This is a genomic window from Lewinellaceae bacterium, assembly GCA_020636105.1.
In the GTDB taxonomy this organism is placed as follows: Bacteria; Bacteroidota; Bacteroidia; order Chitinophagales; family Saprospiraceae; genus BCD1.
The window spans coordinates 1,856,896-1,871,824 of record JACJYL010000002.1 but is presented as its reverse complement, the minus strand read 5'-3'; the positions used below and the strand labels follow the sequence as shown (position 1 = coordinate 1,871,824).

Genomic DNA, 14,929 nt, shown 5'->3' with positions numbered 1-14,929 from the left:
AGGGTTATGTAGATCATGTATTTCCAGATCGAATGTTTATTTATTATTACCGTATTTTAGATAAATACGGTAAACCTGTCGCTGCCATTGCTATTTACACGGATGACAGGCCCTCCTTTCATCCAAAGCATTTCGAAAATGAATTTTGGGATACACGAATTCTTTATGAATTTCGAACGTTCAAGGTGCTTGACCAAAATCCTGAAGATTTCTCCAAGAGTCCTCAAAATCCTTTTTCTATCATACTGGAAACTGTCTGGATCGCCTTGCAGAAAGGCAAAAAGGTAAATAGGCTTGAATTGAAGCTTAAAATTGTAAAAAAACTTTTTGAAAAAGGTTTTCCCAAATGGAAAATTGAACGATTATTCAATTTTATCAGTTATTATATTGATTTGGACAAAGTCGAAGAAAAGCTTATTTTTGAAAACAAAATTCAACCATTGATCAAAAAATCGGAACCTATGGGAATTATGGAAGCAATTGAGCAGGAGCTCAAAAGACAAGCAAGAGAGGAAGGAATGAAGGAAGGAATTAAAGAAGGTTTGGAAATTGGAATCGAGGAAGGGATTGAAAAAGGAATGGAAAAGGGAATTGAAAAGGGGATTGAAAAAGGGATTGAAAAAGGAATGGAAAAAGGAATGGAAAAAGGAATGGAAAAAGGAATGGAAAAAGGTAAAATTGAAGCTTTTACCGAAATCATTTTTTCCTTGGATGAGAATGGTATGGAACCAGAACAAATTGCTGCATTAATAAAAAGAGACTTAATTTTTGTCAGCGAGATCCTTGCCCGGAAAAACAGAGGCTAAATCCTTTATCATTGGAAACGGCTCCGCGTTTCCCGGGTATGGTCAATGGAGCCAATTCAGTTTCATTAATTACCGTTAGCATTTGCGCTGCTAAATTGCAAATGTAACATTAAGGGGGCAGATATATCCCTCCCAACTCTCGCGGCTAATTGCCCACAACCTGATAATTGTCGTCTTTTTTTATATTTTTGCGCAAAAATTAAAGATGAGTATAGAAAATGAATTAGCGGCTCGGAGCGAATCCAAATGTGAATTGTGCGCCGCTACCAGTGGTTTAGCAGTTTATGAAGTTTCTCCCTCTTCCGACGGGAGTGCCGACCAAAGTATTTTGGTTTGCGAAACCTGCCTGGAACAAATCGGGGACAAAGATAAAATGGATGCCAATCACTGGCGTTGTCTGAATGATAGTATGTGGAACCCGACCCCTGCGGTACAGGTAGTGGTTTGGAGAATGTTGAATCGCCTGCGGGCTGAAGGCTGGCCTGGAGAATTGCTGGAGATGCTTTTCCTGGATGACGAAACGCTGGCCTGGGCTAAAGCTACCGGGGAAGGTGCGGTAGAGGATGGGGCGACAAAACACATCGACAGCAACGGTAATATTCTGGAGGCGGGAGATACGGTCGTACTCATTAAGGATTTAAATGTGAAAGGGGCCAATTTCATAGCCAAACGCGGAACTGCCGTACGCAGGATATCGTTGGTCGAAGATAATCCCGAGCACATTGAAGGCAAAGTAAATGATCAGCGTATCGTGATTTTGACGAAGTTTGTCAAGAAAGCTTAGATATCGCCGGATAGAAATTTCAGCATGGGTTATAGCCTCTTTGCCACAATTGATGTAAATTAGGGCAAAATTGTGCCATGGCTGACAATCCGGATAACATAAATCAACTGCTTGAGAAGCTCGAAGGGCTCATCAAAAGGCAAAATGCCTTCTCGCGGGAAATTTTAGAGTTAAAAACAGAGATCTTTCGATTAAAAAATAAAGAAGCCGATCTTCAACCTGAAAAAGAAATAGAGGACAGTTCTGTAGAAACCCCGGGAATTAAAATTGCCGAGGAAAAGGCTCTTTTACCTCAACCGCAATCAGCATCTAGTTCCGGAACGCCCTTATTTTCCAATCTCCGAAAATACATGGAGGAGGAATTCGATCTCGAAAAATTCATCGGGGAAAACCTGATCAATAAGATCGGGATACTGGTGACCATCATCGGGGTGGCCATCGGGGCTAAATATACCATTGAACACGACCTGATCACTCCCCTCACAAGAATCATTTTGGGTTACCTGGCAGGCCTGGCGCTATTGGTCGTCGGCATAAGGTTAAAGAAAAATTATGCCAATTACAGTGCGGTACTGGTCAGCGGAGCCATGGCCATCATGTATTTTATCACCTATTTCGCCTATAGCTTTTACGGCCTTTTTCCCCAGATGGTTGCCTTTGGCTTAATGGTGATATTTACCGTCTTTACGGTAGTGGCAGCCTTGAGTTATGACAAACAGATCATTGCCCATATTGCCCTCGTCGGAGCTTATGCTGTTCCTTTCTTTTTAAGTGAAAATTCCGGGCAAGTGGCAGTACTCTTCAGTTATGTGGCCATCATCAACACAGGTATTCTCGTCATTGCATTTCGTAAATACTGGAAGCCGCTTTATTATGCAGCCTTCCTGCTGACCTGGCTTATTTATTCCAGTTGGTACCTCATCGATTATCAGACTTCGGAACATTTTGAGCTGGCTTCTATCTTCCTATGTCTCTTTTTTGCTATTTTCTATCTGACTTTCCTGGCTTATAAATTGATTCAACGGGAGGAATTTTCCATTTTGGATGTGCTGTTGTTGTTGACCAATTCATTTATTTTTTACAGTATCGGGTATTTCATTTTAGAGGACCACGAGACGGGATCGCAATTGTTGGGCTTGTTTACGGTTGGTAATGCAGTAGTACATTTTATCGTGAGCATTATCGTTTACCGAAAGAATTTGGGCAGCCGGAAACTGTTTTATCTGATATCAATACTGGTTTTGACTTTCCTGACCATAGCCATTCCCGTTCAGTTGGACGGACACTGGGTTACCCTTTTATGGGCAGCTGAAGCGGCCTTGTTGTTCTGGATCGGGCGGACAAAAAACATTCCCGTTTATGAAAAAATGAGTTATGTCCTGATGTTGCTTGCCTTTATCAGTATACTTATGGACTGGAACGAGCTTTACAATGGGTATCAATATGAGGTAACCAATGAAACGCTACGCCCGGTTTTTAATATCAATTTCCTGAGTTCTTTATTGTTTATTGCCGCTTTCGGTTTTATCACTTTGCTGAACCGTAATGAAAAATATCCTTCGCCACTTACTAATAAAAACGGGTTGTTGACTCTGCTTTCTTTTGGTCTTCCGGCCATCCTGCTTTTTACCATCTACACTTCAGGAAGACTGGAGATAGCCGCCTATTTTGATCAGTTGTACGGCCATTCAAATATTACAGTTTACCCGGACGGACAGGACTACCAGGATTACTACAGAAATGAAGACCTGCCCTTATTCAGAAATATTTGGATCATTAACTACTCCCTGTTGTTTCTTGCGCTTTTGTCGTTTTTGAACATAAAAAGGTGGAAAAACAGATCGTTGGGATTTATCAACCTGGGCTTGAACCTCATCGCTATGGGTGCTTTTTTGACGATTGGACTTTATGGATTGAGTGAGTTGAGGGAAAGTTACCTGGATCAGCATTTGGCCCAATATTACGACCGGGGAATCTTCAATATCCTGATCCGGTATATTTCTTTCGCTTTTATGGCAGTCATGCTTTGGGCTTCTTTTAAATATATTCGCGCCGATTTTATGAAGGCCGACTTCCGTATCCTTTTTGAAATTGTATTCCACCTGTCCGTATTATGGATCGCCAGCAGCGAATTGATCAGCTGGATGGATATGGCAGCATCGGAGCAGTCCTACAAACTGGGGCTGAGCATTCTTTGGGGCATTTACGCCTTATTGTTGATCGTACTGGGGATCTGGAAAAGGAAAACGCACCTTCGGGTAGGAGCAATTGTATTGTTTGCTGTAACCCTTCTGAAACTATTCTTTTACGATGTGGCGGACCTGGATACCATCGCCAAAACCATAGTATTTGTTTCACTCGGAGTACTTCTCCTCATCATCTCGTTCCTTTATAATAAATACAAACACCATATTTTTGATGAAGCTGAAAATTAATAGCATACTTCTCTTGTTGCTTTTTACGGGCATTGCGGTTCATGGACAAATGGCGCAATATGATTATGTTCGGCCATTACGGGGAGTGTCAGACCAGTGGCACCGGGTCGTTCTTCCTGACGATATTTTCGGTAAAATTTCAGCTGAAATGCAGGACATCAGAATATTTGGAGTGACTTCAAACCATGACACCCTTGAAGTACCTTATTTGTGGCAAATTGGTTCCGAAAATAAATCTACGGACCCCGTCCAATGTAAAATAATCAATACCTCAAGCAATGAAAAAGGGTATTATTTTACCCTTGAGGTTCCTTCAAAAGAGGCGGTGAATCAGGTCGAATTGGCATTCAAACAGCAAAATTTCGACTGGAAACTGACGCTTGAGGGCAGTCAGGATCAACTTGAGTGGTTTACCCTCAGGAAAGATTACCGGATACTTTCCATTAAAAATGCGCTGACCGATTATCAATTTACGAAAGTGGATTTTCCGGATGCCAGGTATCCTTACCTGCGGCTATTGATAAAAAGTGCAGCAAAACCGGACCTTACATCCGTTTCTTTGGCGTTAAAAAAAGATTCGGAGATCGGCTACAAGGATTACCCGGTCAAAAGTGTTTTGGTTGAAGAGGATAAAAAAGCCCGGCAGACGGTTATTGATCTGGATATGGACTGGCCCGTTCCGGTGAGTTATCTCAAAATAGCAATAAAGGATACCTTCGATTATTACCGCCCCATCACCATGAAGTATTTATCGGACAGTACACAAACGGAGCAGGGATGGCATTACGATTACAGGACTATGGCCACTGGAACCCTGAGTTCTTTGGAATCCAATGTATTTACAATGCCCAGTACCCGGGTTAAGAAATTGAAGATCCTGATCGATAATTATGATAATAAATCATTGACAATCAATACAGTTACCGTTAAAGGGTATTTACATGAGTTGGTTGGCCGGTTTACCGATCCTGCTGATTATTTTCTGTTCTACGGGAATGCCACCGCCCGCCAACCGCATTATGATATCGGGATGTTTGCGGACAATATCCCTGAAAATCTGACGCTCCTCGAATTAGGGGACGAGCAGGTCATCAAAAAAGAAACCACCCCGCCGCGGAAACCATTGTTTGGAAATAAGAACTGGTTGTGGGGCATCATGGTGCTTATTATATTGGTCCTGGGGTGGTTTACGGTTAGGATGTTAAAGGGCAACTAGGCGTTTAGGTTTTTACCCATTTAAAAACCTTAAGTGATTGGTTTTCCATTTTTAAATAAATGGTATATATTCCTGAAGGTAAATGGCTTAAATCTATATCATTGGTTTCATTTAGCCATAATTGATCATGAAACAATTCATCTCCCAGAAGGTTAAATATAAAAACCTCGGAAGCTTCATGGAGGGGTGTTTTACTTTCCAGGCGCAACCTTCCTGAGGACGGATTTGGACTTAAAGAAACATCTAATTGTCGGAGGGTATTATTTTTTAAATCCAGTGGTTCATCTCTTTCGAAAATGTAAGCGGCCCCGGCATCTAATAAGAAACCACTCCCAGTAGGCACATCTGCACTCCATGCACCGACAGCAATTTGAAAATCCCTTACTGCTACCACCGAGCCAAATAAATCATTCACTTCCCTGTTTTCGCCTACCACTTTTTGAACCTGTGTCCAATGATCATTTGATTGTTTTTCAAAAATATAAACGGAGCCAGCACCGACCACCGTGTTATTTCCATCGGGGTCTTCTCTTTCGGTTTCAGCACCAATGGCAACAATCGAACCATCCACGTCCACTGAAGTACCAAAAAAATCATTTTGGTCAAAATCGTTTGCAAGGACCTTTTGTACTTCCTGCCAATCGCCATCGTTGTCACGGTTGAAAAAATAGGCGGCTCCTGCGTTGCCCCCAACGGATAAATCAGCTTTTGATCGCGCACCTACCAGGCCCCAATCGTTTTGAATGGCAACATCTGAACCGAAATTGTCAAAATTAGACCGGTCTGATGCCAATAATTTTTGGACTTCGATCCATTGTCCAGAAGAGGGATCTTTTTCAAAAATATAAGCTGCTCCGGCATTAAAATAAAAATTGGACTCATCAGTTTTATTGGGAGCGCCTATGATCAACTTGTCACCACGAATGTCAAGAAATTTTCCGAAATTGTCACCGCTGGCTCGGTCGGATGCCACTAATTTTTGCACTTCAATCCACGATCCGTCATTTTGTTTTTCAAAAACGTAGGCTGCTCCTGCCTCATTCATAGTATTAGAATCCGTAATGTCTTCATCCTGGTTGTGTGCCCCGATTAAAATACACCCTCCAGACATCGCTATATTATTGCCGAATAAATCACCATTACCCGGGTCCGAAGCGACGAGGTGAGCTGTTGGCTGAACGGTGCCGTTGGGAAGTATTTCGTAAACGTAAACAGCTCCTGCGTTGCCACTCCCGGAAGGGATGTCATCTTCATTATAAGCACCTACTGCGAATTGATTACCATCGATTGCAACGGAACAGCCAAAGTACCCTAAAGCTTCGGGGAAGCCAGCGTACAATTTTTCGACCTCATCCCAGGTATTGGAAGTGTTGCGTTTAAAAAGATAAGCAGCGCCAGCAGTACTCAAGTTAGATGTCAATTGGTAGTCTTCCCACCAGGCTCCTGTTATGAAATAATCTTCGTCAATGGCTACGGAAAAGCCGAGGTTGTCCTGGGCTTCGAGGTCTGATGTTGAAATATTTTGTACCAGATTCCATTGTTGGGCATCCAGTAGATTTTGAGTGGAGATGATCAAAAAAATAACAAAAACATAGAAGGGTAAGATACGGTTCATTTTACAAAAATTAGGGATGAAAAATTGGATGTTCATTATTAACAAACAAATATATTGTATGTGTAGTAAACAAAAAATCCCTAAAAAAGGGGACAAGATTGGTCAGTATCCCTTATATTTAAAGGCATGAACAAACATCGAGGCTATAATTATATAGATTTAGCCAAAACCATAGGGATGCGGCATTACAAGGTCAGAAAAGAAGACCATAGCGAATTATTGAAAAAAATAGAATCCCACCCACTCACCAAAGGCATTCTGAGTGTTGGCCAATATTTCGTTTTGATCGGTAATGTTCAAAGCTGGAAAACTATTTTTCTTAGCAAGGATTGTGAGCTCCTTACAGGTTATTCTCGTAAGGAAGCCTTTGAGATGGGACCGGAGTTGATGGTCAGGTTTACCCACCCTGAAGATTTTCCGATTGTGATGACCTATAATGAAAAGGGCATTAAGTATCTTTATTCCTTGTCGGTGGAAGATCGGATTTTTCAAACAGCTATTCATTATTATCGCGGAGTAAAAAAGGATGGGACGGTACTCAATGTGCAGCACCAGTCTTTTGCCATTGGATTTGACGTGGAGGGGAAACCTTACATTTTTGCCAATATTTATACAGATATATCTCACCTCAACAGGCCCCAAATTCCAAAAACTTTTATTCTGGATAGAAGAGATAACGTGTTGACGGAAATTAGTGTTGACAAAGTACTGGTAGAGGGGAATGTGCTAAAAATTACTCCACGTGAAAAAGAAGTACTGGGGTTGTTGGCATCCGGACTTTCCAGCAAAGCTATTTCGGAAAAGCTGGAAATCAGTTTCCATACCGTTGTAACCTACAGAAAAAGACTACTCGAAAAAACGGGTGTTAAAAACACCTCTGAACTGGTAAATTTTGCGTTACTGCATTCGTTGTTGTAAAAAAATGCTTTTTTCACTAAGGGTATTTCTCTCCTTCAGTGTATAAACATTAATACAACATTATTTTCATCATAAAATCCTGACTTATGGTAGTAATCAACTGTGCAACCGGCACCATAGACGAATACATTCCTTCTGGCAGTCAGCCATGGAATGAAGCCCGGGCCAGACACCTTTACCATCGACTGGGCTTTGGAGGTAACCGTGTACAGATCGAAGCGGCACTTGGGCAATCTCCGGCAGGCCTCGTTGATGCCCTCATCGACGAAGCGATCAATATGCCTTTTACAAACGAACCCGAGTGGTCCAACTGGAGTTTTGCTGATTACGGAGGAACAGAGGAGGCCTTTTTTGAACAACAATCACAACAATTTATCGAATGGATTCTGGCATGGGTACAGGATATGCACGATAAAGGTTTTCGGGAAAAACTGGCCCTTTTCTGGCATAACCATTTCGTGACCCGTGCAGAATCGTATATCTGCCCCTCGCATATGTTCAGGTATCATCGATTGCTGCAGCAATATGCCCTGGGCAACTTTAAAACTTTTGTGAGTGAAATGGGAAAAACGCCTGCTATGCTCGTATTCCTCAATGGAGTGGAGAATTCACTGGTCAGCCCCAACGAAAATTATGCCAGGGAGTTGTACGAATTGTTCACCCTCGGCCAGGACAATAATTACACCCAGGCCGATATTGAAGAAACCGCCAGGGCTCTTACTGGCTGGAATGGATATTTTGAGTATTGCGCCGATATTGAATTTTTACCGCTGCTTCATGATTCCAATGCCAAAACCATTTTCGGGCAGACTGGCAATTGGGGATACGATGATGTAGTCAATATTTTGTTCGAACAACGTGCAGTGGAAATTTCGACCTACATCTGCGATAAATTTTACCGAAATTTCGTCCATCCTGATGGAAGTGAAGAGATTGTCAACGAACTGGCGGCCACTTTCCGTGACAACGATTGGGAGCTGGCACCCGTCTTTCGCCAACTGTTCAAAAGCGAACATTTTTTTGATGAATACGTCATTGGCACGCTGGTGAAAAACCCTGCCGATTTTGTGGTTGGATTGTTCAAACCCTGCAATTTTGAGACCAATGAAGGATTGATGGAAATTTCAGCCTACCTAATTTACGGTCTTGGGCAGGAATTGTTCAATCCGGTAGATGTGGCAGGATGGCCCGGCAACCGCACCTGGGTCAACGGAACGACACTCACCGGCAGGTGGCAATCTGCCGATATTGTTTTGGGAACCTTATTCAACGAATTGCCACAAACCCTTGTGGATTTTGCCTTTTCCCTTGCCGGCAATGCTACCGACCCTGCTTTGGTCACCCAAAAGATTATTGACCACCTGGTGCCCAACGGCCTCAATACGCCCGATGCTTATGCCGTGGCAACGGAGGTCTTCAAATGGGAAGTGCCCCAGAATTATTATGACCTGGGCCTGTGGAATCTCAACTGGGAAACCGCACCTGCCCAGGTAGCTTTGTTGTTGCAGCACCTGTCCCGTTTACCCGAATATCAATTGCATTAATCTTTCTTTTTAATGGCGTAAAAATCGAAAAATGAAATCCAATTCTCATAAAAATAAATTGCGCTTTGGCAGCGCCCTTGAGCACGGAAAAGCTCACGCACAAGATCACAACACCTGGAGCCGGAGGAGTTTTCTCCGTAATGTCGGTATTGCGGGCAGTATGTCTATGATGTTGGGCAGGATGCCTGTTACAGCCCTGGCCGAATCACCTCTGGGGAGAGCATTGCTCAACAACGAAGGCGACCGCATTCTCGTCCTCATCCGCCTCAAGGGTGGAAATGACGGCTTGAATACCATTATCCCTGTTTTTAACTATGGTACTTACCAGTCTTATCGCCCACAGTTGGCCATCCCTCAAAATGAAGTCATCACCCTGGATGATAAATTCGGGATGCACCCACAGATGAACGCTCTCAGTAACCTGTGGCAGGATGGTAAAATGAAAGTCGTGAACAGTGTCGGTTATGAAGATCAAAATTTGTCGCATTTTCGGTCTACGGATATCTGGTCTTCCGGTAGCGATGCCGATGTTTACGATACGAGCGGATGGATGGGAAGATTCCTGGAAACCCAGTTTCCTGATTACGTGACCGATCCTCCTACGACACCCCCTGCCATCCAGATCGGAGGAGCCGGAAATATCCTTTTCAACAACAGTGATCTGACCAATATGGGCCTGATCGTGAGCAACCCTGACCAATTGTACGAGATTGCCCAGACCGGCCAGCTCTACGATCCGCTGGATGTGCCGGAATGTTATTACGGCGAACAGTTGACTTACCTGAGAACGGTGGCTAACAGTGTGTTCAATTACGCAGAGTCTGTGGCTGAGGCGTACAACAATGCCACCAATTCAGTGGAATATACCACTTCCCTCGGCGACCAGCTGGCCCTGGTGGCCCGGCTCATCAAAGGAGGACTGGGCACTCAATTGTATATGGTCAACCTGGATGGTTTTGATACCCACGCCAACCAGATCGAAGACCACGCCAACCTGTTGAACAATGTTTCGGAGGCGGTGAATACCTTTTTTCAGGACCTGGAATCCACCGATGATGCCAAACGTGTGCTGGGCATGACCTTCTCCGAATTTGGTCGCCGGATAGAGGAAAACGCTTCCGAGGGAACGGACCATGGAGCGGCCGCACCCATGATGCTTTTCGGGGAAGGTTTGAACGGCAACGGTATCCTCGGGGCCGATCCTGACCTGGAAAATCCCGATCCCGTGGGGAATTTGAATTACGATGTAGATTTCCGGTCGGTATATGCTACGGTACTCGAACAATGGCTTTGCCTCGATCCTGATGTGGTGAATGATGTATTGGGACAGGATTTTGCACGCCAGGAGCTCGGATTGGAATGTTCAGCTGTTTCGACCTATGATCCCGGCCTAAAAAATATCGGACTGAAACTTGCTTACGACCAGGGCCAGGTCATCATCTCGTATGATCTTCCTGAATCCATGCCGGTTACCGTACAGGTTTTTGATGTACTGGGACGCCCCGTGAAAAAATTGTTTGAAGGATTCCAGACTTTTGGTAACCATCAACATGTTTTCGAATCCCGCCAGGCGAGAATAGCTGCCGGGATTTACGTCGTGAGTGTTCGGGCCGGGCGGCAGGTGTTTAGCCAGAAAATGAAGGCTGGGTTTTAATATATTCCCCCATTAATAAAAGCCACGGAACCTGGAAAGGTGACATTTTTGTCCCCTGTTTTTTCGTCTTTTAACATTTTGATCTCGAAAAAACTTTCCATAGAGTCATTTTCTGTTATTATTAACTACCGGGAGGTACCCGATATTTCCCTGTTTGGTGTTAGTTGAATTCCGGTCTTCAGAGAACTTTTTTTTTAAAAAACAGGTTGTAGTAAAGTGTAGACAAACTTAAATGAATGGACGTTATCAAACAACCTGCAGGCCGTCAACTGGCCATCTCCGATGTTCATGGCTGTCTGAAGACACTGGAGGTCATGCTGGACAAATTGGCTTATTCTTCCACGGACCAACTGTTCGTGTTGGGCGATATGGTCGATCGCGGTCCGGACAGTAAGGGAGTCATTGACCTGGTTAGGAGCATGAAACAGGAGGGGTATGATATCCATTGCCTGAGGGGCAATCATGAGCAAATGATCCTGGATGATCTGGAAGCAGGTCAAAAAAGCGTCTATTTCAGTGATGCGGCCATGCTCCGAAGTTTTGAGGCTAAGGACGTCAGTGAAATTCCTTTGGAATATGTAAAATGGATCGAGGAGTTACCGTATTTCCTGCAAACGGAAGGTTTTTTGCTCGTACATGCCGGGCTGGATTTTTCTGTTAAAAATCCGCTGGAAAATCTTATTGATATGATGTGGCTCCGGTATTGGTACGACAGCCTTGACCCCGAATGGTTGGGGGACCGTGTGGTCGTTCACGGCCATACCCCGTTGGACCGGCCCGTTATTGAGGATCGCCTGGATGCATTATACCATTTCCCGGTGCTGAATATCGATAACGGTTGTTTTTTCAGAGGGGAGGGAAAAGGCCAGCTTTGTGCGTTTGATATGACAAACCGCCGGCTTCATTTCCAGGAAAATATGGATAGGCCATTCCCACCTGGATATTTTGATGATTAGAGGTAGCCCCCGGTTAATAATTGATGAGATACGTCCACCAAATAAATCCCAATAAAGTTGCTCCGATGGCGGAAATGAAAATAATCAATCCGTATTGCCGGGTGTTTTTCTCAAAAGTGAAATACTTTTTCCCTTCGAAGTCCACGCTTTTCCCTTTCCAGTAATACCAACCCATCCCCAATGCAGGGATGATGGCTAAAAATTGAATTAAAAATCCACCCAAAATGGCCAGAGCGAAATAAAATATGGGCCAGGCCATGTGTGGTTCTTTGCCTTTTCTTAATTCATTGAGCCTGTTCTCTTTGAGGTTTTTGATGTATTGGTCATCAAGGGGTTCCCCCATTTGTTGTAAACGAACTTTTGCCGTGGCAATGGCTTCCGGACTCCATTCATCCGGATTGGTAAGCAGGTCCACCAACTCCTCTTTGGAAAATCCTTCAAGGATTCCGAATTGTTCTCCGGGTTGATTTTCAATATCTTTTTGCAACAATTCATTGACCTTCAGAAAATCTTCCGGAAGGATCTTCAGGGCAATATGAGGCCTGATGGAATTTCCGATGATGGCTCCGTCTAGCAGGTCCTGGCCCTTTTCAAGTTTGTAAGGGATCTTGTTTTCATCGAGAATGGAAACGAAATCCAGGGCGATGCTTTCATGGGTGAACATGCGGTATGTCTCCAGTTTTTCATCCGATGAATCGTCCGGGTGTTTTTCGATAAAGTCGTTGTCGAGAATGTCTGTCATGTTTTTTTGTAATGTGTTGGGTATAAAAATAAGAAAAAAATGGAAAGGCCTGGATTTGAAACTCACCAAACCACAAATTCCGTCCTGCGATTCACTTTACGACCTGCTTCAGATTCGTTATCGGCTACAGGTTTCGTTTCCCCGAATCCTTTGTAGCGCAGCCTTACCGAGTCAATTCCTTTTTCAATGAGGTAGCCATACACTGCTTTTGCCCTTTTTTCAGAAAGCAAAAGGTTGTCAGCCTCGTTGCCAACGTTATCGGTATGCCCGTTGATTTGAATATTTAATTCCGGATTGTCTGTGAGTAAGTCGAAGAGCTTATCCAGTTCGGATGCAGAAGCATTTTTGAGTTCGGCAGAGCCTGTTTCGAAGAAAACGTTTTTTAGTACCACCGGTTTTTCCGGGGCGGTTTCTTCCGCAATGGATGCTTCCGTAACGGGTTGGAGTTCTACATAAATCTGGTAAGGTGCTTCGATGCTTGCAGGCGTATGCAGGGAAAAATTTTCGGAATAAAAAAGGTATTTTTCTTTAGAGATGTATAATGCGTAATCTTTGCCGGCAGGCAAACAGAGCAACAATTCGCCTAGGTCGTCGGCCACTGTTTTGGTGACGGTTTTGCCGGTTGCCAGGTCAATGATCTCAGCGTTGGCTTCGAAGCCTCTGTGGCTGCGACTATCCACTACCTTTGCTTTTACGTAAGTGACGGGATCCGGGCGGGCTTCCTCATAAAGCGAAAAGCTAAAAATATCGATATTCAACCTGCTGGAAGGTTTTTCCACCAAAACCGAAGCCGGTGTTGTTTCGTCGCTGTCCTTGTCGCTGGCATAATAGGCGGTCTGCCCGTCAATACTCACCACAAGAGTACCTTCATTTGCCGGAGTATTAATGGGGTAACCGATATTCAGAGGGGGCGTCCATTGGTTCAGGCTGTCTTTTTTGGAAAAGTAGAGATCGATGCCTCCCATACCGGGATGCCCTTCGGAACAAAAATAGAGGGTCCGGTTGTCCGGGTGAATAAAGGGGCATTGGTCGTTGTAGGGGGTATTGATTTCAGGGCCCAGGTTTGTGGGGGTGCCCCATTGCCCGTTTTCCTTTAGGCGACTCATCCATAAATCACGTTGACCAAGTCCGCCGCTTCGGTCGCTGGCGAAGTAGAGATTTTGCCCGTCGGCAGAAAGGGAAGGCTGGCCTTCCCAGGCCGAAGTGTTGATCGCTCCTTCTATCTTTTTGGGGTCGGTCCATTGACCGCCTTGGAAGGATGAAAAATACAAGTCGCATCCGCCCATCCCTGCCCTGGAATCACAGCGGGTAAAGACCAGGAGCCGGCCGTCGGCGGAAATGCACTGGGCTCCTTCATTTTGGGGGGTATTGATCTTTTCCATCGGCTGTCGGGGTTGCCAAATTTGGTCCTTTTTTACTGAATAATAAAAATCTTCCTGATTGCCAACGCGGGCGGTGAATACCAGCCGGGTGCCGTCGGCAGTGAGGCTGGGGAGATATTCCTGTCCTTCGGTATTGATGGCGGTTCCGAGATTTACCGGTTCAAACGGAACGGGATGGGTGATGGCATTGGCCGCAAACCGGGCGTTGATGAGGTGGTGTTCTGCCTTTTGTTTCCGGACATTGCTTTTGGGGTCTCTTTCCAGGTATTGTTCAAAATGCGTGGCGGCGCGGTCGTATAACCGGAGGTCCATTTCGGTTATGGCCAGTTCATACCACACCCGGGGCAGGTAGTCAGGCGCCATTTTTAACACCTCTTCAAATTCTGCGGCTGCTTTCTCCAGTTGGCCGCTGGCACCGTTTAAGGAGGCTCTCAATATTTTACCATCGATAAACTGTGGGTCAATCTTCAGGGCTTTGTCGAGTTGTTCGAGTGCTTCGGGGAACTGTTCTGCTCGGCTTAACGTTTGAGCGTTATCGTAGTATTTTAAAACCTTTTTGCCGGCACTGTCCATAGTGGTATATTCCTGAGCCGACAACAAGGTTGAGAGAGGTAACAATAGAACCAGAAGCAGTACTTTTTTTATGTATCGCATAGTTAGACGATTGGCAATAAACAGCCTACGGTGGATGGCTAAATTGGGTATTTTTTTTGTTTTTTGAAAATTATTTGAATTCTGCTGTCAAAGAAACGAAAAAAGTTGAAGGCATATTGGAAGGACTTAAGAAAAGTGGTACTTTTGCGGCCTTGAAAAAGGAGTCTTGTTACTTGTTACTTGATTCTGGTTGATTGATTCACCTTTGGAAGGAGGCCTTTCA

General features: G+C 44.3%; 11 protein-coding genes. 8 read left to right on the top strand and 3 right to left on the bottom strand.

All coding sequences use genetic code 11. The annotated features are described in order from the left end of the window. Positions 1-266 precede the first annotated feature (266 nt). From H6571_24510 to H6571_24495, 4 genes are all read left to right on the top strand, one after another. Positions 267-806: a hypothetical protein gene (locus H6571_24510; protein ID MCB9326914.1), complete on the top strand. Its 540-nt coding sequence runs from the start codon at positions 267-269 to the stop codon at positions 804-806. 205 nt (positions 807-1,011) lie between these two features. Continuing rightward, positions 1,012-1,590, top strand: coding sequence for a PhnA domain-containing protein (locus H6571_24505; GenBank protein ID MCB9326913.1), 579 nt, complete (start codon positions 1,012-1,014; stop codon positions 1,588-1,590). Between the two features lie 77 nt (positions 1,591-1,667). After that, a complete protein-coding gene (locus H6571_24500; GenBank protein ID MCB9326912.1) occupies positions 1,668-4,025 on the top strand; it encodes a DUF2339 domain-containing protein in 2,358 nt (785 codons plus the stop codon). Further along, positions 4,009-5,241 carry a DUF3999 family protein gene (locus H6571_24495; protein ID MCB9326911.1) on the top strand — a complete coding sequence of 411 codons (1,233 nt, stop codon included), beginning with the start codon at positions 4,009-4,011 and terminating at the stop codon, positions 5,239-5,241. Before H6571_24500 ends, H6571_24495 begins: the two co-directional genes overlap by 17 nt. Before the next feature lie 4 nt (positions 5,242-5,245). Here the strand turns inward: H6571_24495 and H6571_24490 are convergent, their stop codons facing one another. Next, the gene (locus H6571_24490; protein MCB9326910.1) at positions 5,246-6,856 is read right to left on the bottom strand and encodes a T9SS type A sorting domain-containing protein; all 1,611 of its coding nucleotides are present in this window, start codon (positions 6,854-6,856) and stop codon (positions 5,246-5,248) included. 177 nt (positions 6,857-7,033) lie between these two features. Between H6571_24490 and H6571_24485 the strand changes: the two genes are divergently transcribed. The 4 genes from H6571_24485 (at position 7,034) to H6571_24470 (ending at position 11,928) form a co-directional block, all read left to right on the top strand. Then, positions 7,034-7,774 (top strand): PAS domain-containing protein, encoded by a 741-nt coding sequence (locus tag H6571_24485; GenBank protein MCB9326909.1) that lies wholly within the window; start codon positions 7,034-7,036, stop codon positions 7,772-7,774. A gap of 86 nt (positions 7,775-7,860) precedes the next feature. Next, on the top strand, positions 7,861-9,318 hold the full coding sequence (locus H6571_24480; protein MCB9326908.1) for a DUF1800 domain-containing protein: 1,458 nt from the start codon (positions 7,861-7,863) through the stop codon (positions 9,316-9,318). Between the two features lie 31 nt (positions 9,319-9,349). Continuing rightward, a complete protein-coding gene (locus H6571_24475) occupies positions 9,350-10,972 on the top strand; it encodes a DUF1501 domain-containing protein (GenBank protein MCB9326907.1) in 1,623 nt (540 codons plus the stop codon). Positions 10,973-11,208: 236 nt separating this feature from the next. Then, positions 11,209-11,928: a serine/threonine protein phosphatase gene (locus tag H6571_24470; protein ID MCB9326906.1), complete on the top strand. Its 720-nt coding sequence runs from the start codon at positions 11,209-11,211 to the stop codon at positions 11,926-11,928. Between the two features lie 13 nt (positions 11,929-11,941). Here the strand turns inward: H6571_24470 and H6571_24465 are convergent, their stop codons facing one another. Continuing rightward, positions 11,942-12,670, bottom strand: a complete 729-nt coding sequence (locus H6571_24465) for a hypothetical protein (protein ID MCB9326905.1) — start codon at positions 12,668-12,670, stop codon at positions 11,942-11,944. A 62-nt stretch (positions 12,671-12,732) separates the two neighbouring features. Beyond that, on the bottom strand, positions 12,733-14,706 hold the full coding sequence (locus H6571_24460) for a PD40 domain-containing protein (protein ID MCB9326904.1): 1,974 nt from the start codon (positions 14,704-14,706) through the stop codon (positions 12,733-12,735). Positions 14,707-14,929 lie beyond the last annotated feature (223 nt).

Coding starts and splice junctions, on each gene's coding strand:
- H6571_24480 (MCB9326908.1), top strand. CDS start 7,861: ATGGTAGTAATCAACTGTGCAACCGGCACCATAGACGAATACATTCCT.
- H6571_24465 (MCB9326905.1), bottom strand. CDS start 12,670: ATGACAGACATTCTCGACAACGACTTTATCGAAAAACACCCGGACGAT.
- H6571_24490 (MCB9326910.1), bottom strand. CDS start 6,856: ATGAACCGTATCTTACCCTTCTATGTTTTTGTTATTTTTTTGATCATC.
- H6571_24475 (MCB9326907.1), top strand. CDS start 9,350: ATGAAATCCAATTCTCATAAAAATAAATTGCGCTTTGGCAGCGCCCTT.
- H6571_24470 (MCB9326906.1), top strand. CDS start 11,209: ATGGACGTTATCAAACAACCTGCAGGCCGTCAACTGGCCATCTCCGAT.
- H6571_24495 (MCB9326911.1), top strand. CDS start 4,009: ATGAAGCTGAAAATTAATAGCATACTTCTCTTGTTGCTTTTTACGGGC.
- H6571_24460 (MCB9326904.1), bottom strand. CDS start 14,706: ATGCGATACATAAAAAAAGTACTGCTTCTGGTTCTATTGTTACCTCTC.
- H6571_24505 (MCB9326913.1), top strand. CDS start 1,012: ATGAGTATAGAAAATGAATTAGCGGCTCGGAGCGAATCCAAATGTGAA.
- H6571_24500 (MCB9326912.1), top strand. CDS start 1,668: ATGGCTGACAATCCGGATAACATAAATCAACTGCTTGAGAAGCTCGAA.
- H6571_24485 (MCB9326909.1), top strand. CDS start 7,034: ATGCGGCATTACAAGGTCAGAAAAGAAGACCATAGCGAATTATTGAAA.